The following is a 22,877-nucleotide window of genomic DNA, read 5'->3' on the forward strand; positions in this document are numbered from 1 at the left end:
ACATGTGCGGCTTTGTAACGGTTTATAGTGCGAATCCTCTTAATCAGATCAAACCTGCTCAGATTGAGCAGGGTCTTAAATCCATCATTCACCGCGGCCCCGATGAAGGACGGGTCTGGCAGTCTAATGACCAGCGCATGATAATGGGCCATACCCGGCTGAGTATTATCGGCCTGGATAACGGTATTCAACCGATCCACAGCACGGATGATGCGTTGCATATTGTGGTGAATGGCGAATTTTATGACTTTGAGAAAATCCGCTATGAGCTGACCCGTCAGGGCTGCAAGTTCGTGACTCAGTCGGACAGCGAGATCGCGCTGCACCTTTATCAGCTGTACGGCACCAAAGGGCTGGAAAAACTGCGGGGCGAATTCTCTCTGGTGCTGTTTGACCAGCGTCAAAACCTGGTGATTGCAATGCGTGACAGGGCCGGGGTGAAGCCCTTATTCGTGGCCGAAGATCAGGGCCGCTATTACTTTGCTTCTGAAATCAAAGCCATTATTGATTCTGGCGTTCGCGCTGTCTGGGATGAGGCGTCCTACAACACCCGCGCGTTTTACCTCAAGAATAATACCCTGTTCCAAAATGTACAGTCCGTACCGGCGGGTCACATGATGACCCTGACGCCTTCCGGTGTGACCCAGCAGTGTTACTGGGATATCGACTACCCGGATGCGGAAACGCTCAATGCCAGTACCCTGTCTGATGCTGATGCCATTCAGCAGGTGCACGATGCCATTGAAGAGTCAGTGAAGCTGCGCCTGAGAGCGGACGTACCGATTGGGGTATACCTGAGCGGGGGCGTGGATTCCTCAGCTATTCTGGGGATGGCCACTCAGCTGGCGGGCAAGCCGTTTGATGCCTATAACCTGTCCTTTGGTGAAATGGAAGATTACGACGAAAACCGTTTTGCCCGTCTGGCGGCGGAGAAGAACGGTGCCCGTTTCCATACTGTGCCTGTGACGCAAAAAGATCTGGCCGATAATTTTGAAAAAGCCGTCTGGCATAACGAGACCCCGTTTTTTAATGCTCACGGCGTGGCGAAATATATTCTCAGCGGCATAGTACAGGATGCCGGTAACAAAGTGGTGCTGACCGGGGAAGGGGCGGACGAAGTTTTTGGCGGCTACCCGCACTTTAAGCGCGACATGGCGCTGTTTAATACCCAGGGCCAGAACCCGGACGATGTTCAGGCCATCTTACAGAAAATGAAGGCTAATCAGGCGGGTTATACCCAGCAAGGTATGCCGGCGGACGTTGAGTGGCTGACGCAGCAGCTGGGGCACGGGGTATCCTGGCTCGACAATCAGGCGGGCTGGTTCAAAGAGCTGCAAAACGTCTATGCCGACAGCCAGATCGACAGATTTGGTGATGTCGAACCCTACCGTATCTTCTTCAATCAGCTCGATCACCGCAAGCTGGCAGGGATCGACCCGGTACACCGCTCTATGTATCTGTGGGCCAAGTCTTTTCTGCCGAACTTTGTGCTGACCACTTTGGGTGATCGCATGGAAATGGCCCACAGCGTAGAAGGTCGCGTGCCTCTGCTGGACCACCGCGTGATGGAGCTGGCGGCGACATTGCCTGTGCACCTGAAAGTGCGCGGTAATACTGAAAAATTTGTGTTCCGTGAAGCCATGAAGCCTTACCTGCCTGAAGAGCTGTATAAGCGTAAAAAATATTACTTCCGCGCCCCGCCTTCCACGCTGATGCAGCAGGGCCCGCTGTTTGAACTGGTTAACGACACCCTGAACTCGTCCAGCCTGGATGCACTGCCTTTCTTCGACAGCAAGAAAGTACGCCGCCTGCTGGCAGAGATGCCGAAAATGTCACCGCAGCGTCTGGCACTGCTCGACCCTATGCTGATGGAGCTGACCAGCCTGTGCATCTTGCAGCGTAAGTTCAACCTGGCATCGACACCGTCTGTGTATAAGGAAGCGGCATAATGAAAATCGGTATTGTTGGCGCGGGATTAAACGGACTGGCCTGCGCACTGCTGCTGAAAAAGTTCGGGCATGAGGTCACTGTGTTCGAGCGCAGCGAGCAACCGCGGGATTCAGGCACAGGGATCTACGTCTGGCCGCAAGGAGTACAGATCCTGCGCTTCATTCTCAATGACAACAGCTTCCTTAACGAAGGGCAGCCGATAGATTCGCTGGTGACGTTGGATCGCCACGGTAAAGAAGTGCACCGCCAGCTGGTTCAAATGCCGGGGCATGATTTTCCGGCACCGGCTGTGATGTTTGAGCGTCAGCGTTTGTTCAATCTGCTCAAACAGGATCTGGGCCCGGATGACATCCGCTACGGCGCAGCCTGTACCAAGGTGATCAATACCCGCGAAGAGGCAAAAATTGAAATCAACCACAGTGACTATGAATCTTTTGATCTGGTTGTCGGCACCGACGGTATCTCATCCAAGGTCAGGGAATATGTCTGCGACAGTCAGCCGCACTACACCGGGGTGATCGCTTCCCGGGGCGTGACCTGCTTTGACTGCGACATTCTGGAAGAGAATGCGTGCCAGATTTTCGCCCATGATCAGGCCCGGCTGGTGACTTATCCGCTCGATAACAGCACCCGTTTCCGTTACTGGTTCGTGGCGTACCAGCATGACCTGGACCAGCCCACCCTGAACAGAAACGAGATGGCGCAGCGCCTGGAAGGGCTGCCGGCACCGCTGCTGGAGATGATCGAAAATACGCGGGAAGACAACATACTGACCCTGCCGCTCAACGCCATCACCCCGGGTCATCAATGGTACAACGGCCGTTGTGTGCTGCTGGGTGACAGTATTCACGGCATGTTACCGACGCTGGGTTACGGGCTGACCCTGGGACTGGAAAACTGCTTCATGCTGGCTCAGGCACTGAACGGCAGCTGTTTTGATGACATTCAACCGGCACTCAAGCGCTACCAGACCCGAGTGGCACAGCGTTCCTGCCAGTTAATCGAGGTGATGGAGCAACTGACAGACTTGTTTTATTTCCAGAAAGAAACCGTGCAAAAACAACAGCGTCTCGGCGAGGTGATGGGACGCTTTCACGAACTGGCCCGAACAACGGCATTTTAACATGATGATGAACCAATCTTTTGTAACAGAACTCAACCGCTTTGCGGACCACTACATCAAGCCGTATATCGTGCAATGGGAAGCGGCGGGCGAGTACCCGCAGGATCTGCACAGTATGGCGGGCAGCGAAGGGATATTGCGGTTAGGCCATAGCGACAAAGACAGCCTCTTTCGCGATACCGACAGTGCCGTGGCGCTGGTGGAAACCCTGACCGCCGGCGGCAGCCAGGGTCTGGCCATGGGGCTGGCGTCTTACCTGGTCAGCTTAAGTGCGCTGCACCAGCATAACGATGGCCGGTTTGATGCCGTGATTGAACAGGTACTCGATGGCGACGCCACCATTTCGCTGGCGATCACTGAACCTCAGGCCGGGTCGGATATTGCTGCGATCACTACTCAGGCGGTGCCGTCGGCGCAACAGGATGAGTTCCTGATTACGGGAGAGAAAAGCTATATCTGTGGCGGTTTGCATGCGAACTATTTTGTGGTGCTGGCGAAGTACGGCGATCGGGCAACAGGCCAGCAAGAGATGGGGCTGTTTCTGGTCGAGCGGGAGCCAGGTACTGTGTCCGGAGAGCGAATTCCCACCCTGGGCTGGCAATGTCTGGACGTGTCGAGCGTCAGGCTGGAGATGGCCAGAGGCCGTCTGATTGCCGGCAGTCAGGCCTGCTTCGGCACACTGAAGATGATGCTGAAAAAGGAGAGGATCAATCTGGCCGTTATGGCAAACAGCGACGCCAGAAGCCTGCTGGACGACAGCCTGATTTTTGCCCACAAGCGCCAGGTTCACGGTGCGCCGCTGCACAATAAACAGGCCATATTGCACCATCTGGCTGAGATGCAATTGCAGATTTCAGCCACCAGCGCCCTGGTCGCACAAAGTGTGGCCGCGCTGAGAGAAGAGCGCCTGACGGATGAGGCCGCTTGTGTCACTAAGGTCAATGCCACCCGTGCCCTGGATCTGGTATCCAGCCTTGGGGTACAGATTTTCGGCGCCCGGGGCTGTGAAAGGGGGTATTTGCCGGAACGGGTCTTTCGCGACGCCAAAATCCTCTCATTAGGCGGCGGCACCACGGAAGTGTTACAGAACATCATAGGTAAATCACTGATCCATTCTCTGACCAAATAGGAAGAACCATGACTTATTCTGCACAATCGGCGCCATTAAGTGCCTATTCTCAGCTGTTGTCTGAGGCATTAATTAACCACAACTACCAGCAGTTTTGCGGCATTGAGGTGGTAACACAGACCCCTGAGTACTGCAAAACGCGGCTGACGGTCACTGAGCAGATTGATAACCTGAGCCAAACCCTGCACGGCGGGGTGATCTACTCCATGATGGATGTCACCAGCATGCTGGCGACCATCGCTACCCTGGATGACGGGGAGTACGCCATCACCAATAATTTTTCCGCCAATATCATGTCAGCGACCAAGCGCGGCGAGACGGTAGAATTTGAAGCCCGCATTACCCGCAATGGCCGCAACCTGCTGTTCAGCCATTGTGAGGCTTACAAAATTAATGCATCCGGCGCGCGCAGCCTGATAGCGACGGCTCAGCTCAGCAAGTTCAAGCGCCGTCAGGCTTTGACCACAACAGCAGAGGTGGCGGCATGAAGCAAAAGATGCTCTCTTTGGGCACACTGGCCGGCGCTCTGGCGGCTACTCTCAGCGCCAGCGTCGCCACAGCCCAGGCAGCACCGCTGAAATCGCCCTCCATTGGCGTGATTCAGCTTGTCGACCCGCTGGACAGACCAAAAGACGGCTTTTGCCTGGATGTGATTGGCTACAGCCCTTATGAGCGGTTGGATCTGCCTTTAATCGCCCATAACTGCAAAAACGGGTTATTCCGGGATCAGGCCATGTCGTTGCTGAAAAGCGGGGAAATTTATCTGCCGGCCTATAAAAAGTGCCTCACCGCCATTGCGCCGCATACTCAGGCCCTGCCGGGTACCGCACTGATGGCGCGAGATTGCGGTGAACATTCCGACTTTCTACAGGCGCAGCCGCTGCAGAAATTTCAGTGGAGCGACGACGGGGAAGTCCGGCTGACAGGCTCTGAGTTGTGCCTTGCGGTGGGAGAGCAATCCGATCAGACCTCATCCCCGCTGCATCGCTGGCGGCCCCTGTCGCTGCAGTCCTGTCAGATCAAAGACACCCGGCTGGCCCGCTGGCAGTTTATTGACAAGTCATGATGCGGGTTCCGTTGTGGTGGCTTGTCTGGTGTACCGTTTTTTACTATCCCTCCGGGCTGGGCCGCAGTCAGTAGCAGCGCCAGCCCGAAAGCTTTTTTGTCCGATATATCCTGCCGCCCCTTTTCCGTTCTGAACAGCTGTCCGTCTGTTCGATTATCCGCTTTGGCTGTCTGCCTGCTTGTTCCCCCTGTGCGTTTGTTCACTTGGGTTGTCTGTACTCTCCATTTCCCTTTTCGCTGTCTGCCGTGAAGCGCAGGCAACGGAGCTGAATCGGTATAGTTATCTGGCTACTGAGCACTGCTTTTTTTCAGCCCGCAAGCAAGGTTAGCGCTTTTTTTGCATTCCTTTTTGCTTTCATTGCTGTCAGTGGTTTGCTTTTAAATTATTAAAAATCAGTTACTTATTTGGTTGTTTGAAATAATTCGATATCAATGCGCCACTCTTTTCAATTTTTTTATCAGGCGGGGGCTCCTAATATCAGTTTCGAGCTTAACGAACAGCAAGCAATGCCTGGCCAGGCTTTAGAGAACAGTTAGCAAGATAACCCAAAGGAAACGAAGCTATGTCTAAAGTAACGATTGAATTTTTTCACGATGCAGTCTGTGGCTGGTGTTATGTCCTGAGCCCACGGCTGCGCAAGCTGGTTGAACGTGCCGATGTCGAAGTCAAACAACGCTGCTTTGTCCTGCAACGTAATGATGAGGAAATGGTGCAGCGCTTTGGCTCTCTGGCGGCGGCCAAATCTGAAATCCTCAACCACTGGGTTGCCTGCCAGCAAAGAGCGGATGATCCGACCCGCTTTAATATTGAAGGCATGCGTGCTCAGCCATTTTCGTACCCGAGCGGTTATCTGGCGGCACTGGGCGCCAAAGCGGCTGAGTTGCTTGGCAATTCTGACACCCACTGGGATTACTTCGATGAAATCCAGCGCCTGCACCTGAAAGTGAACGATAACATTGGCGACCGTGAAGTCATTATCGCCGCGGCGAGCAACATTGGCCTGGATACGGCGGCCTTTACCAAAGCGCTGGACAGCGATGAAGTTCGCCAGGCGGTAGAAGCCGATCTCAATCGTGCCAGAGAGTTTAACCTGCGCAGTATTCCAAGCCTAATTGTCAACGGCGAGCATGTGGTGACTGACACCCTGACCAACGAACAAATCGATCAGCTGTTTTTGCAATAACACCAGAGATAGTCCGGATAACCGGAAAACCTGACAGATTTCTAATTACATTTAAGTGAGATAGCACAATGACGACAAAAGTACTGGTTCTATATTATTCAAGCTATGGGCATGTTGAAACAATGGCGCACGCAGTGGCAGAAGGGGCCAAGAGTGTCAGTGATGTACAGGTCGATGTTAAGCGCGTGCCTGAACTGGTGCCGGAAGAGATTGCCCGTCAATCCGGTATTCAGCTGGATCAGCTGGCCCCGATTGCCGAGCCTGGCGAGCTGGCGAATTACGATGCCATTATCTTTGGTACGCCGACCCGCTTCGGTAACATGGCGGCTCAGATGCGTAACTTCCTCGACCAGACCGGTGGGTTATGGTTTGAGAAGAAACTGGTTGGCAAAGTCGGCAGCGTGTTTACCTCAACCGGTACCGGCGGCGGCAATGAAACCACCTTGCAGTCATTCCATACCACTTTGTTTCACCATGGCATGGTAGTGGTGGGTCTGCCTTACACGGCCTCTGAGCTGACTGATCTGTCGGAAGTCAAAGGCGGTTCTCCGCTGGGCGCGGCCTGTATCGCAGGCGGTGACGGCTCGCGTCAGCCTTCGTCCAAGGAACTGTCGATGGCCCAATTCCAAGGCCAGCATGTGGCTAAGCTGGCCAAGAAACTCAGCCAGTAATCTTAACTGACCCAGGATGGCGGCCGCTTGTCAAAAAAGGCGGCCAGCCCCTCCTGCCCTTCCTCAGAGACGCGGATATCGGCAATGCGCTGCGCAGTCTCAGCAATCAGTTCTGCATCAATCGGTCGGCCGGAAACATCGGAAATCAACTGTTTGGCCGCTATCAATGCCTGAGGTGAATTCTTCAGGATCTGCGTCAGCAACTGCTCAGCCACCTGTTCCGGTTCATCGCTGATTTGGTGAACCAGCCCCAGACGCAGGGCATCTTCAGCATCAAACACTTCAGCGGTCAGAAAATAGCGACGGGCCTGAGATTCCCCCATCGCCCTGATCACATAGGGGCTGATCACCGCCGGAATAAGGCCCAGCTTCACTTCGCTGAGGCAGAAAGCGGCATTACGGGCTGCTATCACAATGTCGCTGCAGGCGATCAGTCCCAGTGCGCCGCCGTAGGCTGCCCCCTGAACCACAGTGATCACCGGCATTCGGGCGCTATTGAGTGTGCTCATCAGGGCCGCGAGCTGCGCGGAGTCCGCCAGATTGGCTTCCCGTGAGTTATTGGCCATCGATTTCATCCAGGCGAGATCGGCACCGGCTGAAAAATGTTTGCCGCGGCCGGATAACAAAATAGCTTTCGCCTGTTCCTGATGGGCCCGGTCGATCATGGCGATCAGGCCGGCGATCACTTGTTCGTTCAGCGCATTATGCACCTGCTCGCGGCTAAGCTGGATGTGGGCACAGCCACGTTGGTCAAGCTGATACTCAATAGTCATGTTTTCTCCCTTCCGTGATGTTGTTTTTCTATGGCAGGCCGACAGCAGATGCCGTAGCTGCATAGATCGAGTTCACAATTTCATTTTTATTCATTGTGTTGCTAATCGTTAAGTTGCACTATAACTTGGTTTTCAGTCAATGTTCAGCAAATGTTCAGCAAATAAAAAAACATAACGAGAGTGAGTGGGTTAGAGGGATATCAATCATGTCAGCGCGCGTAACCTTAGAAATGTGGCGGGCTTTTATTGCGATTGCCGAGCAGGGCAGCGCAATGAAGGCGGCCCAGAAATTGAATAAAAGCCAGTCGGCTGTGTGTCACAGCATCAAGAAAATGGAGTCCTTACTGGGGCATTCACTGTTTATCGTCGAAGGCAGAAAATCTACCTTAACGGATCTGGGACACAGTCTGTTACCGCGGGCACAAAGTTTACATAACAATGCAACCCAGATTGAAGCGCTGGCCTCGAAATACCAGGGGCAGCTGATGACAGAAATCAATGTGGCTGTGGATGTTTTGCTGCCGTTCGATTTTATTCAGAGCGTGTTTGAGCGCTTTTATCAGGCCTATCCAATGGTTTCGATACGGGTATTTGAAACCTCGTTATCCGGTGCCGGGCAGTTGATGGAGTCGGGCAGCGTGTCGCTGGCAATTGCCGGCCGTCTTCCCAAAGAAACCGTGCTGGAACCCCTGGCTGAGATCGAACTGCTTTGTGTCTGCGCCCCTTCTTTTCCGCTGGCAACAGAAACTCAGGTATTTCAGCCGGAGCTCAAACGTTATCGCCAGGTGGTGATCCGTGATTCAGGCAATCAGAATGTGGACAGTGGCTGGCTGGGATCCCACCAGCGACTGACGGTCAGCAGCCTGACGGCAGCGATGGCGTCGGTCGAGCAGGGGCTGGGGTTCGGCTGGTTACCCGCGCACAGTATTGCCGATAAGCTGGAGGACGGTGATTTGGTACCGGTTGATCTGACCAAGGGGAAAAGCCGGGTTGTCAGGTTGCAACTGGGGATGAGCCCGGATCAGGCGCATGTGGGGGAAGTGAATACCCTGTTCGAGTTGTTCAGCAACCTGAAAACTATGATGGTATCCTCTCCGAGTCCCGCCTTGGTGTGAGAAATCAGAATGTGAGTATGTCAGGCTGACGTGTCAACGTCGGCCTTTTTATTGTCTTAACAGTCAGGAACGCATAGAAATCAGCCAGCAAGTTATGCACTATGGGGGGATGAGTGACAAAGGGAAGTCGTTATGTATATTCAGGATTTAAAACATCACACCGAGTCGGCATCACTGTATATCGCAAACTGGCACATTGAACCGGACCAGCACTGGGGGATATTTTCCACCCACAGTCATGCCGCTTCGCTGCTGGTCAGAATGTTCAGTGGCGAACTGACGCCGCAACAAGGCCAGATCCATGGTCTGCCGCAATCTGTTGCCTGTATTTCATTGCATGAACAGCAAAGACTGCTTGATCTGGAACTGGACAAAGACGAGACCGATTTTTCCGACAGCATTGATTACGGCACCACGGTCGAAGCTCTGGTGCTGGAAGCCGGGTGCAGCGCAGCGGAGCTGGAAGCACTGCTGGCAAAGACGGATCTCCTTCGGCTCAGGCTACGGGGATTTCGTCAGCTATCTACCGGTGAGACCCGCAGGGTGATGCTGGCACGCGCGCTGGCAACCAAGCCAGCATTGCTGATTTTAGATGAGCCCTATGCCGGTCTGGATGTGCAGCACCGTCAGGCTTTGTCGCAGTTGCTCGATGAGCTGTCGCAACAGATGCAACTACTGATAGTGACTTCGCGGGAAGATGAGTTGCCGCCGTTTATCAGTCATGTTGCGCTGTTTGACGAGAAGCAGCTGTCGCAGGTGCTCAGCCGTGATGCCTGGTTGTCGCACCCTGTGATGGCGCAGATGAAAGCCTTGTCCGCGCAAAAAAGTGACGCCATGCTGGCCTTGCTACAGGCCCATCAGGCGGAGCATGATTACCCCAACCCCTTGGTTTCAATGCGGGATGCCAAAGTGGAATACGTGGGGAGCAGGATTTTTTCCGGCGTAAACTGGCAGATAGAGCAAGGCCAGCACTGGCAGGTTCGTGGCCCGAACGGGTGCGGGAAAAGTACGTTACTGGGACTGGTGCTGGGGGATCATCCGCAGTGCTACAGCAACGATGTGACCGTGCTGGGCATGAAGCGCGGCAGTGGCGAGACTATCTGGGACGTGAAAAAACATATCGGTGTGGTCTCTTCGGCCTTGCACCTGCAATACCGCGTCGGCTGCCCGGCGCTGGATGTGCTGCTGTCAGGATTTTACGACTCTATTGGTTTATACCAGCAGCCGAGCAAGCGCGAAGTGCTGCTGGCCCGTGAATGGCTGGGGCTGCTTGAAATGGCGGAGTGTGAAAAAGTCAGTTTCCGGGAACTCGACTATGGTCAGCAAAGATTGCTGCTGATTGGTCGTGCCCTGATCAAACAACCTGCTTTGCTGATATTGGATGAGCCGTATCAGGGGCTGGATTATCTCAATCGCAAGCTGGTGTATCAGGCCTTAAATCGTATAGCCTCAGCGAAGATCAGCCAGTTGCTCTACGTGACGCATCATGAAGAAGACGCGTTAGAGGCGATTAAGCATTTTGTTGATTTTATCGACGATCCTGAGGGGGGCTACCGGGTGAACATTTATTCCTCTGCATAAAAGTGAAATGCTGAACCCTGACATGCCGGTACAAGGTTCAGCTGAAAAATTGCCTGAAAAGCTGTACGTGTTTTTTATCGTTTAAAATCATTACTTTAAAATGATTTTTTAACTTTTCCATTTAGGATGTGATTTTGAGCAGCAAAATGCTGACTGTGAGGTAAAAAGCCGTACCAGAGGGTTGTTGTGTGATTTTTGTTAGCCATGGGCCGTCGTTAACCGTGACTGGGTTCACCGGGAAAAAAGCCGGAAAAGCTGTACGCTTAACGATATCATTTAAAATCAATTAGTTAAGTTTATTTAATGTTGTCTTAATTAGTAAGTTCTGATTAAGTGCATAAAAAAGCTGTTCTAAAAGGTAAAAGCTGTTTCATCATAACGGTCTTGTCTTAATGGCTTTGCTAAACTCTGTCCGCCACTGAAAAAGACAGCATCAGCGTCATCTGGAAAATAACTGAAAAAGCTGTACGAAATTTAAAATTGTTTATTATCAGCATCTTATCTGTATTTTCAGGCGGGCATTGCAGAGAGGGCTAACAGCGGTCAGCTTATTGGTGTTTTTGTCGAAAAAGTCTGTACTGGCTGCCCCTGGGTGCCAGAGGCAGCTAATCGCGATACGTAGGCTTATTGCTGCTGGTGACGGCGCTTTTTACCCGCGTGTTTTTCTATGTACTCAATGATCATGCCGGCAATGTCTTTGCCGGTGGCATGCTCGATACCTTCCAGGCCCGGGGAAGAGTTCACTTCCATGATCAGCGGCCCGCGGTTGGAGCGCAGCAAGTCAACACCCGCCACATTCAGTCCCATGGCTTTTGCCGCCGCCACCGCGGTGCGGCGCTCTTCCGGAGTAATACGCACTAAGGAAGCACTGCCGCCGCGATGCAGGTTGGAGCGGAATTCTCCCTCGGCGGCCTGGCGCTTCATTGACGCGATCACTTTGTCACCCAGTACGAAGCAGCGGATATCGGCACCGCCGGCTTCTGCAATGTATTCCTGAATCATGATGTTGGCTTTCAGGCCCATGAAAGCTTCAATCACACTTTCCGCGGCTTTCTGGGTTTCTGCCAGCACCACACCTATACCTTGTGTGCCTTCCAGCAGTTTGATCACCACAGGTGTACCGCCGACCATTTTGATCAGATCTTTGACATCGTCAGGTTTGCTGGCAAAACCGGTGATCGGCATGCCGACGCCTTTGCGGCTCAGCAACTGCAGGGAGCGCAGTTTGTCTCTGGAGCGTGAAATCGCAATCGACTGATTGATGGAAAAGACATTCATCATTTCAAACTGACGCAGAACAGAACAGCCGTAAAAAGTAATATCGGCCCCGATGCGCGGAATGATGGCATCAATGCCGACCACATCATGACCTTCAAAATGAATAGAAGGTTGCACAGAATTGATATTCATGTAGCAGCGCAGGGCGTTAATGACCACGGCTTCATGGCCCCGTTGTTCGCAGGCTTCGCGCAGGCGTCGGGTGGAATACAGGTTTGCGTTCTGGGACAAAATGCCAATTTTCATCGTGTTCTCGTCAAAAAGCTGGAGGAATCCGAGCAAAGGGGCTGGCAACCTTAGAATTTCTGCTCGGTAAAACGGACGCAGAATATGCCCTGAAAGTGACCAAGAATCGAGAGGTTGGACCATGATCTCTTTTAATGGTGACGAGAAGAAAATTTACTCAACAAGGGAAGGCAGAAGATAAGCGGGCTGGAAAGCTCCCCTGAGACCAAAGGGGGAAAGGTCTCAGGGGAGAGTTTAATTATTTCAGCACTTTCGGGTTGGACGTGCCCCACAGGGTATAGATTTCAGACAGGATCCGGCCTGAATGGTCTTCCGTTTCGCCAATGGTGATTTCGTCGCGGCCCTGACGGCCGAACAGCACCACTTCATCGCCAGGCTTCACGCCTTTGATATCTGTGATGTCGACCATAGTGGTGTTCATGGACGTTGAACCCAGCACTTTGGCACGCTGACCGTTGATCAGCACTTCACCGACACGGCTCATTGAGCGCGGGAAGGCATCAGAGTAACCGATCGGCAGGTTGGCCAGCACAGAATTGCGTTCCAGCGTTTCCGTCTTGCTGTAACCTATGGTTGAGCCTTTTGGCAGGCGGTGGATGGATGCGACCTGGGTCTTGAACGACACAATGCGCTTGTACTCAGGGAACGCCGGTGTGGTGTCACCGTACAGGGCGCCGCCGGTACGAACCATGTCCAGCTGAGCTTCAGGCACCATCAGAGTGGTGAAAGAGTTGGCTACGTGCAGCAGGACATCATCACGTTCCAGATCCGTGTGCTTGATGATCCACTGGCTGTCTTGCTTGAACTGGTGCAGACCGTCACGGATTTCATTCAGATCTTCGGTCGGGAAGTGGGTCATGATGCCCACTATCTGCAGATGTCGGGTATTGACAATCTTTCTGGCTTCTTTCTTCCCGTGTTTGGTGCGCATTTCCAGACCGTTACGGCCCATGCTGGCAGAGTTCAGTGCCAGATGTACCGGGATCACAGTGCCGTGCTGGCGCGCAATGCGGGCAATAATTTTTGCCTGCTGCTTGGTGCCGATCAGCTCTTCCAGTCCCAGATCAACAGCGGTTTCAATCTCAGAAGGGGTCGCCGCACGCAGGCGCATCAGGCGGCCGTTAAAGCCCATCTCACGGACCAGTCGGGCTTCCGCGTTGCTGGTGATCCCTACACAAGGAATGCCGCTTTGCATCACAGAAGGCAGCAGATTGGCAATGCCGTTCCCGTACGCATCGGCCTTCATGACGGCACAGATGTCGGTGTTGCTGCCAACATGGTTTTGCAGATGCGCAATGTTTGACTCAAACGCCGCCTTGTCAACTTCCACCCAGGCATTGGCTGTCTGAACGTCTTCCATGGTGTGTGCCTGCTCAATGCTTGGCAGCATTGGCGCAGCAGTCGCATGCATTGAAGCGGAAGTGGTCCCCATCATGGCGAGGGCAATCAGTGAGAATTTAAAGTTTTTCATTATAAGTCTCTGTTGTTATTACAGGTTACAGGGTGAATTGACTGACGATCTGATGCAGCGCATTGGCGCGGCGTTTCAGTTCATCAACCCCCTGCTGGGCTTCCAGGGTGGACAGGCGGTTTTCTTCCGCGCTGTCACTCAGGGAAGCGACATTGCGAGACAGATGATCTGAGGCGTGAGCCTGCTCCTTGACCGAACCGGCGATTTCTTCCATGCCGGAACTGACCGCTGAGATTTCCTGGTTAAAGGAACTGAGGGATGCGTTGGCTTGATCGGCATGCTGCACACTGTTGTCGACCCGGTCGACGGCGTGCTGCATGGTTTGCGTGGTATCGCTGGTGTCGGTCTGAATCGAGCGGATCATAGTACTGATCTCTACCGTCGCTTTGGCGGTACGCTCTGACAACTGACGGACTTCATCGGCGACAACGGCAAAGCCGCGGCCCTGCGCACCGGCACGTGCGGCTTCAATGGCCGCATTGAGTGCCAGCAGGTTGGTTTGATCGGCGATATCTTTAATGACTTCGACAATGGAGTTGATTTCACTGGCTCGGTTGTCGAGTTGCTGCAGTTTGTCAGCCACAGTATTGGTTTCCAGCTGGACAGACTGCATACCACGTACTGCGTTATCAATGGCTTCAACGGTATTTTGGGTCAGCAGTTCGAACTGGCCCATTTGCTGGTTAGCATTATCAACAATCTCAGTGATGCTCTGTGCGCTGGCCGCCAGCTCTTCAATGGCGGTGGCACTGCTGCCGACATGTTCTGACTGGGTCATTGAGCGATCTGTCACGGCGCGGATCAGGGTGTCGAGCTGGGCGCTGGTGGCTGCCACACTGTCGGACGATTGCTGCACTTCCAGCATCCGCTGGCGCAAGGCGGCCATAAAGATATTGAAGGAATCGGACATTTCGCCGATTTCATCCTGGCTGCGGACTGTCACACGCTGGTTCAGATCCCAGTTGCCGTTTGCCAGTGAACGCAGCACCTGATTGAGGCCATTGACCGGGGTGACGATCAAGTTGGCAATCATGCGTGCCGCTATCACTGTCAGTACCAGGAACACGGCCGCTATTATAAAGGTTTTCTTCAGCGCTTCGGTTTTGACTTCTTCGATGTCTGTCAGTTTGACATCTATGCCGATGACATGGAGATCGCCTTTATCGCCGCGAAAAGGCACAAAGATAGAGCGGTACATGCCGTATTCGCCCTGATAACTCTGATATTGGGTTTGCTCGGTACGGAAGGCTTCGTACAGCATTTCCGGCACTTTCAGGTATTGCTCCAGATACCAGTTCTTATAGCGGCCGCTTTTCCACTCATTCTCATCCCGGTTGATATAGGTGTAGTACACCTGGCCGCCGCGACGCACGGTTGAGTAGGCCCATTCCAGCTTAGCGCCTTGGGTAAAGTGGGTCAGATGGGCTGAAATGTCGTCATACAGGGCATCATCACGGCCGGCTTCCTCATTGGGCAGATCGCCGATGAGCTGTTCCACGGCCTGAGCAGCAGTGTTCAGTTCTGTATCAATACTGCTCATCGCTGAATTGACCAGGGTGTGATAAGAAATCGCAGACAGAGCCGCGATGATAATAAGCGCGATGGCTGTGAACAGCATCGAAAGCTTGGTTTTAAGATTCCAATTGGCAGTCATGACTTTTTCCGAATGCTAGTGAGTGATATGAATCACAAAAATATGCAATACGAGAGTATTCGGCGGCCAGTCTAATGACATTATTAACACTTTCAAACGCTAATAAGTGATTAATTTTATTTGTTTTTATTTTGTATGATTAATATTTTTCAGTTGTATGTGCTATTGATCGTGATGTGAATGAAAGGTTGTACTTTTTCGGCGGGAGCGTCCCTGGCTAAGCAGGGACTCGCGGGTCATCATCGGCGAAGTCTGAACGGGGAGCCGGATGGCACCACATCACAAGGCCGGTATCGGGCGTTATTCCAAATGCAGATCCAGCGGAGTTTTGCTGGTACGTCCGCCAATCTCTCGGGTCAGTTTGGGGACTAAATAACCGGACACCTTTGCTATCAGCCCGGCTATTAACACCCGGGCTTCATCATCGCTTACCATGAAATGAGCAGCGCCCTGTACTTTATCCAGCACGTGCAGGTAATAAGGCAGGATCCCGGCATCAAACAAGGCTTCGCTCAGGTTGACCAGGGCGTCAACCGAGTCGTTGACCCCCCGCAATAACACGCCCTGATTGAGCAAAGTGACGCCGGCGTCGCGCAGCGGTGCCAGTGCCGCTCTCAGCTCGTGGTTAATTTCATTGCCGTGGTTGATATGGGTGACCAGAACGACCTGGAGCCGGGTTTGTTGCAGTAACAGGCGCAACTCGGGTGTTATCCGGGCCGGGATCACCACAGGCAGGCGGGTATGGATCCGCAGCCGTTTGATATGCCCGATGGCGGCAATGCCTTCCACTAACCAGCGTAGTTCACTGTCTTTGGCCATCAGCGGATCGCCGCCCGACAGAATCACTTCATTCAGCTCAGGGTGAGCGGCAATGTAATCGAGTGCCTGCTGCCACTGGCGTTTGCTGCCCGGATTGTCCTGATAGGGGAAATGGCGGCGAAAGCAGTAGCGGCAGTTAATGGCACAGCCGCCTTTGACGATCAGCAGTACCCGGTTGCGGTATTTGTGCAGCAGGCCGGGCAGGGTATTATTCTGTTCTTCCAGCGGATCGTGCGAAAAGCCCTCGTGTACCTCAAATTCTTCGGCCAGCGGCAAAACCTGGCGTAATAAGGGATCATGCGGGTTGCCTATTTCCATTCTGTCAACAAAGCTTCTTGGTACACGCTGCGCAAACAGCTTTCTGGCTGCCAGCCCGTTTTGCCAGGGGGCAGGGTCGATATCCAGCCGGTGAAGCAGTTCAAGCGGATCCGAGATCGCATCAGCTAATTGTTCGAGCCAGTTTTGCTCAACAGTAGCGACGTTTCGGGTTATGATGTGCGGCATGAAAAATAACTCGAAGATGTTAAGAGGAAAAAAATGGCGTCTTTCAGCACTAATGAATTCCGCGGCGGAATGAAAATTATGCTCGATAATGAACCCTGTGTCATTATCGAAAACGAATTTGTGAAGCCTGGTAAAGGCCAGGCGTTTAACCGGGTTAAAATCCGCAAACTGCTGTCTGGCAAGGTACTGGAAAAAACCTTCAAATCGGGTGATTCTGTAGAAGCTGCAGACGTTGTCGATATTGAACTGGATTACCTGTACAACGACGGTGAATTCTATCACTTCATGAACAATGAAACCTTTGAGCAAATCGCTGCTGATGTGAAGGCTGTGGGCGATAATGCGAAATGGCTGGTAGAAAACAACACCTGTACGCTGACACTGTGGAACGGTAACCCGATTGCCGTCACGCCACCTAACTTTGTGGAATTGGAAGTGGTTGAGACGGATCCGGGCCTGAAAGGCGATACTCAGGGTACAGGCGGCAAACCTGCTACTCTGTCTACCGGTGCTGTGGTTCGCGTGCCGCTGTTCATTCAGATCGGTGAAGTGCTCAAAGTTGACACCCGCTCTGCGGAATACGTCAGCCGCGTGAAGTAATTTCTTCGTGTGAGCAGACAAGGGCCGCATTATGCGGCCTTTGTTGTTTTCATGCCCCGTTTTGTCTTCACCACTTTCGACTCAGATGAAAAAGACTCTCCTATGACAATGCAATGGCAACCCACAGCTGATCTGGCGAACCTGCGCCAGCGGGCCGCAATTCTGGCGTCTGTGCGTGAATTTTTCGCACATCGCGGTGTAATGGAGGTGGATACCCCGGCCATGAGCCAGGCCACAGTCACCGACATTCACCTGCATACCTTTCAGACGGAATTTGTCGGTCCCGGTTTTGCCCACGGCCAGACGCTCTATCTGATGACCAGCCCTGAATTTCACATGAAGCGATTGTTATCGGCGGGCAGCGGGCCTATCTACCAAATCTGTAAGGCTTTTCGCAACGAAGAATCCGGCCGTTACCATAACCCGGAATTTACTATGCTGGAGTGGTACCGCCCCGGGTTTGACCACCATGTGCTGATGGATGAAATGGATGCCCTGCTGCAACTTGTGCTGCAGTGTACTGCTGCCGAGCGCATGAGCTATCAGCAGGCTTTTTTACAGGTGTTGAATGTCTGTCCCCTCAGCGCCTCAATGGACGAGCTGAAACGTGCGGCTCTGGTGCTGAATCTCGGTGATGTGGCGGCTGATGAAACCGACAGAGACACCCTGTTGCAACTGATGTTCAGCATGGGCGTGGAGCCGGTGATCGGCCAACAGGTGCCGGCCTTTGTGTATGATTTTCCAGCCTCGCAAGCAGCACTGGCGCGGATCAGCCCGTCTGATAGCCGTGTTGCTGAACGTTTTGAGGTGTACTTTAAAGGCATTGAGCTGGCCAACGGCTTTCACGAGCTGTCCGACGGCGATGAGCAGTTATCCCGTTTTGAAGCCGATAACGCCAAGCGGCTGACAATGGGTCTGCCGGCGCAGCCGATCGATCAGCACCTGGTTGCCGCGCTCAAGGCCGGCTTTCCCGATTGTGCCGGCGTGGCGCTGGGGATTGATCGCCTGGTGATGCTGGCACTGGGGCAGGCGCACATAGCGGCAGTGACCGCTTTTCCGGTCACTATCGCCTGAGAAAGAGGACTGTGCGCATGTCGTCAGTCACTGAGTATCAAACCGGTGCCGATCACCGCCAGCAGTGCGCCCAGCCAGGCGGCGCCGGGCGGTCGGTGCCGGGTGTAGATCCACAGCAGCGGCAAAATCATGATAGGGGTGGTGGAAGATAACAGCGCCACCATACCCACATCACCGTGCTGCAGGGCAAACAGAATCAGCGTCATCCCGACGGCCATGGCCAGAAAACCATTGAGGGCAACCATACCTAGGATCGGCAGATTGATCGGCTGCAGGGGTTTGGCAATGCTGGCGCCACTGAGGCGCAGCACACTGTGGGCAGCCAATGCCGTTGCCATGCGCATCGCCGAAGCGGCCACTGGGTCCAGCGTGGTCTGCATTGCGGGTTTAGCGATAATCGCGCCCAGCGACTGACACAGTGCCGCCGTCAAGCCCAGCACCACCGCGATAGCTAAACTGCCGGTGATGGCTTCTATCTGATGCTTCTGGCTTTTCTGGCCGAATAGAATTGCCGTCACCACACCGGCAAACACCAACAGCGCCCCGACCAGCTTCCAGCCCAGTAGGGTCTCATCGAATAGCCAGATGCCGAGCAGTGCAGAGAAGACGGCATGGCAGGAAAACAACAGGCCGCCCCGGCGCGGACCAATCCGGTTGAAGCAGGCAAACAGCGCGGTATCACCGATAAAAATACCAATCAGCCCTGACAGTGCCATCACCAAAGCCAGATCCAGAGTCATACTGGCCCAGCCACCATTAACGAGCGCCATGGCGGACAGCATCACAGTAACGCAAGCCATGCGCCAGCGGCTGTAGGCAAAGGCGCCGAGATGGCGAGAAGGTGTGACGGAGATTAAACTGCTGATGGCCCACAACAAAGCGGCGGCCAGCGCCAGCCATTCGTAACCCATGGATATCCTTATTCGAAAACACTGCAAGGCAGTTTGTTATGCGGAGTGGTCGCATATCATGCAGCAAAGCGGCGGAAAATGGTATCGGCGGATGATGGCAATGGCGAGCACGGCCAGCCGGACCGGGCTGACCGTGCGGGGATGAGCGGGGTTAAATCTTAAAGCGTGAGACGTCGTCGCGCATTGCTTTGGCCGCCTGATTCATACCCTGAGCGCTTTGGCTGACGTCTTGCGTCTGGGTAGCCAGGTGATCCGACACATCGCGAATCGCTTGAGTATTGCGGCTGATATCTTCACTTACCGCACGCTGCTCCTCTGCCGCGCTGGCAATTTGGGTGGCCATATCAGAAATCTCTGCGATGGACTGGGTGATCTGGCTAAGGCTGTCACTGGCGGCCTGGGCGTAATCGACACTTTGCCCCGCCAGCTCTGTACTGGCGCCCATGCTGTCGACCGCCTGGCGGGTATTACCTTGCAGCGTGTCAATCATGGCTCGGATCTCTTCGGTCGAGTCATGGGTGCGCTGACTCAGCACGCGCACTTCGTCGGCCACCACGGCAAAACCACGGCCCTGTTCACCGGCACGGGCGGCTTCAATCGCGGCATTCAGTGCCAGCAGGTTGGTTTGTTCTGCAATGCCCTGAATGGTTGCCAGAATATGATTGATGTCCTGCGCATTGGCTTCCAGAGTCTGAATCACCCGGGCTGCATCCTGCACCTGATTGGCCAGCGAAACAATGGCCTCGCGGTTTTGACTGATGACACTTTGTCCCTGCGCGCAAGCGCCGGTGGAAGACTGGGCCGCGGAGGCAGTCAGCTCGGCATGGCTCGCCACTTCGGCAGCAGTGGCCGACATTTCATGGATGGCTGTGGCGATCTGGTTGATCTCATTCTGCTGGCCGTTGACCCGTTCCGAGGCCTGACGAGCCTGGTGAAACGACTGTTCGGCCTGTTCGCCCAGGGTGTGTGAGCGGGATACTATGCCTTTGATCATTTGTTGCAGCTGGCTGAGGAACAGATTCATGTTCTCTGCCAGCTCGCCGACTTCATCCATGCGCTGGATGGCAATGCGCTGGGTCAGATCGCCGTTGCCTTGGGTTAGCGCATGCACCGAGTGATTAAGATCACTGAGCGGGCGCAGCAGGCTGTTAATGATCCAGCCTGCCAGCAGTGCAATGACAAGATACAAGAGCACAGAGGCCATCAGGGTGAAGGACAGAGCTTTCCCTATGGCCGCATACGCCAGATCTTTATCCTCAATGATACCCACCGACCAGTCAGTACCGGCAATCGGCGAGACAAAGATCAGTTTGTCTTTCCCTTCTTGATCAAAATGAAACTCTGCGACCTGCTGGCTGCCGGTAACATTGCGGATAAAGCCAGAGGAGAGATCATTATCTAATTGGGTTAATGGCTTACGACTCAGCGAAGTATCCTGATATGCGACCAGCGTATTGTTGCCGTCAATCAGAAAAGCGCTGCCTGCGTTGTCCAGCGTCAGGCTGAGGATTTTGTCGACAATGTGGGTGACGGTGAGATCTGCGGCCAGTACACCGCGACGTTCGCCGCTGAATGAACGGGCGAAGCTGACCACCAGGCTGCCATCAAAATCCTGATAGGGTTCGGTCAGAATCAGCTGGCTGGACTTGCTCGCGTCCTGGTACCAGGGGCGGGTACGGGGATCATAGTCAGCGGGCCAGTCTTCCGTTTTATCGCCATAGGCAATGCTGCCGTCGCTGAAGCCGGCATAGACAGACAAAAAATCCCCGGCGCGTTTGGTCAGCAGCAGCTCTCTGTCGATATTGTTATCGGCTGCAATCAGCGGCAGGTTGGCTAATAGCATATCGCGGCGGGCACCCAGCCAGTCGGCAATGTAATCGCTAGTGGCCCCGCCTGCGGCACGCATCTGGGCATTGACTTCGTTGGTGGTTTCGGTGCGAAGCTGGGTGACTGAAATGCCAGCCTGGATAGCACTGACTGTGGCTATGATGGCTGCAATGGCCACCTGGATTTTCATTTTTATCGTGAATTTCATACTGCAATCCCGAGTTCGTTCCCTGACTTTCTTTTGCTGTTAAAAGCGTGGGCAGAAGTAAATAGTGAGTCACTCGGAATTATCAGCGAATCTTATGTTTGCTTAATGCTTAATTGCGCAGTCCATTGTTAGGATGTGATCATGGTGCCAAAATTATGCTTCCATCGGATCGAGTTACATTGATAAAGCCATTAATGCTGCCAGATACAGTACCGACAGGCCGCTGAGACCGACCAGTACCCCCACTTTCATCATATCGCGACTATCAATCAGGCCTGTGGAGTAGGCCAGTGAATTGGGCGGGGTTGAAACGGGAAGCACCATGCCTAACGAAGCAGAGAAGGCCAGCATGATCAGCATGGCAGTCAATCCTCCCGCCCCGGCCAGGGCGGGGACCGAAGTGGCAATCGCGGCCCCGATGGGCATCAGCAGGTTGGCAGTCGCCGTATTGGACATAAAATTGGCCATCAGCCAGCACAATACCGAGAGCAGGATCAGAATCAGCAGGGTCGGCAGGCTGGCGTAGTCAATCGCGTGGGCCAGCTGTCCGGCCAGTCCGGTCTGGTCGAGTGCCATGCCAATGGCTATCCCGCCGGCTACCAGCCACAGCACATCCCAGTTAAAGAGTTTCAGCTCTTCTTTGCCGATAATGCCTGTCAGCGCGAACACTGTCAGGGGGAGCAGGGCGACAACATAGGCATTCATTCCGTGCCAGGCCGTTGTCAGCCAGAGCACAATGGTCAGCCCGAACGTCAGGTAGACCACCCAGGCCTGCCAGCAGCGCTGAAACTGCCCTTCAAGCCGTAAATCCAGCGTGTGATGCCGGGTAGGAAAAAGCCGCTGCAGCAGCCACCATGCCAGCGCAAGCTGTACTAAAACAAACGGCAGACCAAACGCCATCCAGCCGAGAAAACTGATACTGTGCTCATCGCTCAGGTACTGTAAAGCAATGGCATTGGGCGGCGTGCCAATTGGGGTGGCAATACCGCCTGTGTTGGCGGCAACCGGTATCGCTAGTACCAGTGCTTTAATACTGCTGTCTTCTTTGGGCACTGCTGCCAGGATAGGGACCAGCAGCGCCAGCATCATGACAGTGGTAGCAGTATTGGACATAAACATGGAGAAGACCGCAGTGATCAGCATCAGCCCCAGCATGATATAGCGTGGCTGTGAGCCAAAGGGCTTTAACAGTACCCGCGCCAGATTGGTGTCCAGCCGGTACTTGGCAGCGGCAATCGCCAGGGCAAAGCCACCGAGAAACAGCATGATGATCGGTGAAGCAAAGGCGTGGAAAATATCGGTATAGGCAATGACAGCGCCCAGCGGGGTGGTGTCTGCCGGCTGACGGAAAAACAGCAGGCTCTGATCGGAGAGCATGACAAGTTGCAGCACTATGATCAGCAGAGACGTCGCATAGACAGGCACCGGCTCTAATACCCAGAGCAATGCGGCCATCACGAAAATGGCCAGTAACCTGTGCTGCACCAGCGTCAGCTCACCCAGCGGTAGCGAGGGTGTCGGGATCTGCAGCAGGGCAAAGGGCAGGCCGAAGGCAATCAGTAATTTCAGCAGTAGCGATATTTCCCGCATGTCCGGTGCTCTGTATCAAAAAGGGCACGGACAGCATAGCACTCTCAATGAGATGCATATGGCGGGTGAGATCAAAATACGCATCAAAAAAGGGACGAATTCGT

19 protein-coding genes are annotated in these 22,877 nt (G+C 53.8%); 11 read left to right on the top strand and 8 right to left on the bottom strand.

The window, feature by feature from the left end:
* Positions 1 to 2 precede the first annotated feature (2 nt).
* From asnB to wrbA, 7 genes are all read left to right on the top strand, one after another.
* Positions 3 to 1,949, top strand: coding sequence for an asparagine synthase (glutamine-hydrolyzing) (gene asnB / locus KCG43_RS17570; protein ID WP_218386553.1), 1,947 nt, complete (start codon positions 3 to 5; stop codon positions 1,947 to 1,949).
* Positions 1,949 to 3,073: an NAD(P)/FAD-dependent oxidoreductase gene (locus KCG43_RS17575; protein WP_218386555.1), complete on the top strand. Its 1,125-nt coding sequence runs from the start codon at positions 1,949 to 1,951 to the stop codon at positions 3,071 to 3,073. The genes asnB and KCG43_RS17575 overlap by 1 nt, the downstream gene beginning before the upstream one ends.
* 1 nt (position 3,074) lies before the next feature.
* Positions 3,075 to 4,202: an acyl-CoA dehydrogenase family protein gene (locus KCG43_RS17580; RefSeq protein ID WP_218386557.1), complete on the top strand. Its 1,128-nt coding sequence runs from the start codon at positions 3,075 to 3,077 to the stop codon at positions 4,200 to 4,202.
* 8 nt (positions 4,203 to 4,210) lie between these two features.
* Positions 4,211 to 4,690, top strand: a complete 480-nt coding sequence (locus KCG43_RS17585; RefSeq protein ID WP_192017328.1) for a PaaI family thioesterase — start codon at positions 4,211 to 4,213, stop codon at positions 4,688 to 4,690.
* Positions 4,687 to 5,268: an RICIN domain-containing protein gene (locus KCG43_RS17590; RefSeq protein ID WP_192017329.1), complete on the top strand. Its 582-nt coding sequence runs from the start codon at positions 4,687 to 4,689 to the stop codon at positions 5,266 to 5,268. The genes KCG43_RS17585 and KCG43_RS17590 overlap by 4 nt, the downstream gene beginning before the upstream one ends.
* 562 nt (positions 5,269 to 5,830) lie before the next feature.
* Entirely contained in the window at positions 5,831 to 6,451 is a 621-nt protein-coding gene (locus tag KCG43_RS17595; RefSeq protein WP_192017330.1) for a DsbA family protein, read from the top strand.
* A 68-nt stretch (positions 6,452 to 6,519) separates the two neighbouring features.
* Positions 6,520 to 7,122 (top strand): NAD(P)H:quinone oxidoreductase, encoded by a 603-nt coding sequence (gene wrbA / locus KCG43_RS17600; protein ID WP_192017331.1) that lies wholly within the window; start codon positions 6,520 to 6,522, stop codon positions 7,120 to 7,122.
* Positions 7,123 to 7,124: 2 nt separating this feature from the next.
* Here the strand turns inward: wrbA and KCG43_RS17605 are convergent, their stop codons facing one another.
* A complete protein-coding gene (locus KCG43_RS17605; protein ID WP_192017332.1) occupies positions 7,125 to 7,895 on the bottom strand; it encodes an enoyl-CoA hydratase-related protein in 771 nt (256 codons plus the stop codon).
* A gap of 206 nt (positions 7,896 to 8,101) precedes the next feature.
* Between KCG43_RS17605 and KCG43_RS17610 the strand changes: the two genes are divergently transcribed.
* Together KCG43_RS17610 and KCG43_RS17615 are read left to right on the top strand one after the other, a co-directional pair.
* The gene (locus KCG43_RS17610) at positions 8,102 to 9,010 is read left to right on the top strand and encodes a LysR family transcriptional regulator (RefSeq protein WP_255558087.1); all 909 of its coding nucleotides are present in this window, start codon (positions 8,102 to 8,104) and stop codon (positions 9,008 to 9,010) included.
* Positions 9,011 to 9,142: 132 nt separating this feature from the next.
* A complete protein-coding gene (locus KCG43_RS17615) occupies positions 9,143 to 10,591 on the top strand; it encodes an ATP-binding cassette domain-containing protein (protein WP_218386559.1) in 1,449 nt (482 codons plus the stop codon).
* 624 nt (positions 10,592 to 11,215) lie between these two features.
* Here the strand turns inward: KCG43_RS17615 and rimK are convergent.
* The 4 genes from rimK to epmB all read right to left on the bottom strand — a co-directional run bounded on the left by rimK (position 11,216) and on the right by epmB (position 16,563).
* Positions 11,216 to 12,115: a 30S ribosomal protein S6--L-glutamate ligase gene (rimK, locus tag KCG43_RS17620; protein WP_120513562.1), complete on the bottom strand. Its 900-nt coding sequence runs from the start codon at positions 12,113 to 12,115 to the stop codon at positions 11,216 to 11,218.
* Positions 12,116 to 12,353: 238 nt separating this feature from the next.
* The gene (gene alr, locus KCG43_RS17625; protein WP_218386562.1) at positions 12,354 to 13,586 is read right to left on the bottom strand and encodes an alanine racemase; all 1,233 of its coding nucleotides are present in this window, start codon (positions 13,584 to 13,586) and stop codon (positions 12,354 to 12,356) included.
* Positions 13,587 to 13,611: 25 nt separating this feature from the next.
* Positions 13,612 to 15,240 (bottom strand): methyl-accepting chemotaxis protein, encoded by a 1,629-nt coding sequence (locus KCG43_RS17630; RefSeq protein ID WP_192017336.1) that lies wholly within the window; start codon positions 15,238 to 15,240, stop codon positions 13,612 to 13,614.
* A gap of 300 nt (positions 15,241 to 15,540) precedes the next feature.
* Positions 15,541 to 16,563: an EF-P beta-lysylation protein EpmB gene (gene epmB, locus KCG43_RS17635; protein WP_218386564.1), complete on the bottom strand. Its 1,023-nt coding sequence runs from the start codon at positions 16,561 to 16,563 to the stop codon at positions 15,541 to 15,543.
* A 33-nt stretch (positions 16,564 to 16,596) separates the two neighbouring features.
* Between epmB and efp the strand changes: the two genes are divergently transcribed.
* A complete protein-coding gene (efp, locus tag KCG43_RS17640; RefSeq protein ID WP_027254071.1) occupies positions 16,597 to 17,163 on the top strand; it encodes an elongation factor P in 567 nt (188 codons plus the stop codon).
* Between the two features lie 102 nt (positions 17,164 to 17,265).
* A complete protein-coding gene (gene epmA, locus KCG43_RS17645) occupies positions 17,266 to 18,237 on the top strand; it encodes an elongation factor P--(R)-beta-lysine ligase (RefSeq protein WP_218386571.1) in 972 nt (323 codons plus the stop codon).
* A 23-nt stretch (positions 18,238 to 18,260) separates the two neighbouring features.
* Here epmA and KCG43_RS17650 read toward each other — a convergent pair whose 3' ends face one another.
* From KCG43_RS17650 to KCG43_RS17660, 3 genes are all read right to left on the bottom strand, one after another.
* The gene (locus tag KCG43_RS17650) at positions 18,261 to 19,148 is read right to left on the bottom strand and encodes a DMT family transporter (RefSeq protein WP_192017338.1); all 888 of its coding nucleotides are present in this window, start codon (positions 19,146 to 19,148) and stop codon (positions 18,261 to 18,263) included.
* A 151-nt stretch (positions 19,149 to 19,299) separates the two neighbouring features.
* Complete coding sequence (locus KCG43_RS17655; protein WP_218386566.1) at positions 19,300 to 21,183, bottom strand: methyl-accepting chemotaxis protein; 1,884 nt, start codon at positions 21,181 to 21,183, stop codon at positions 19,300 to 19,302.
* Between the two features lie 174 nt (positions 21,184 to 21,357).
* A complete protein-coding gene (locus KCG43_RS17660) occupies positions 21,358 to 22,773 on the bottom strand; it encodes a DASS family sodium-coupled anion symporter (protein WP_218386568.1) in 1,416 nt (471 codons plus the stop codon).
* Between the last annotated feature and the right edge of the window lie 104 nt (positions 22,774 to 22,877).

The organism is Photobacterium sp. WH24 (assembly GCF_019204055.1).
Taxonomy (GTDB): Bacteria; Pseudomonadota; Gammaproteobacteria; order Enterobacterales; family Vibrionaceae; genus Photobacterium; species Photobacterium arenosum.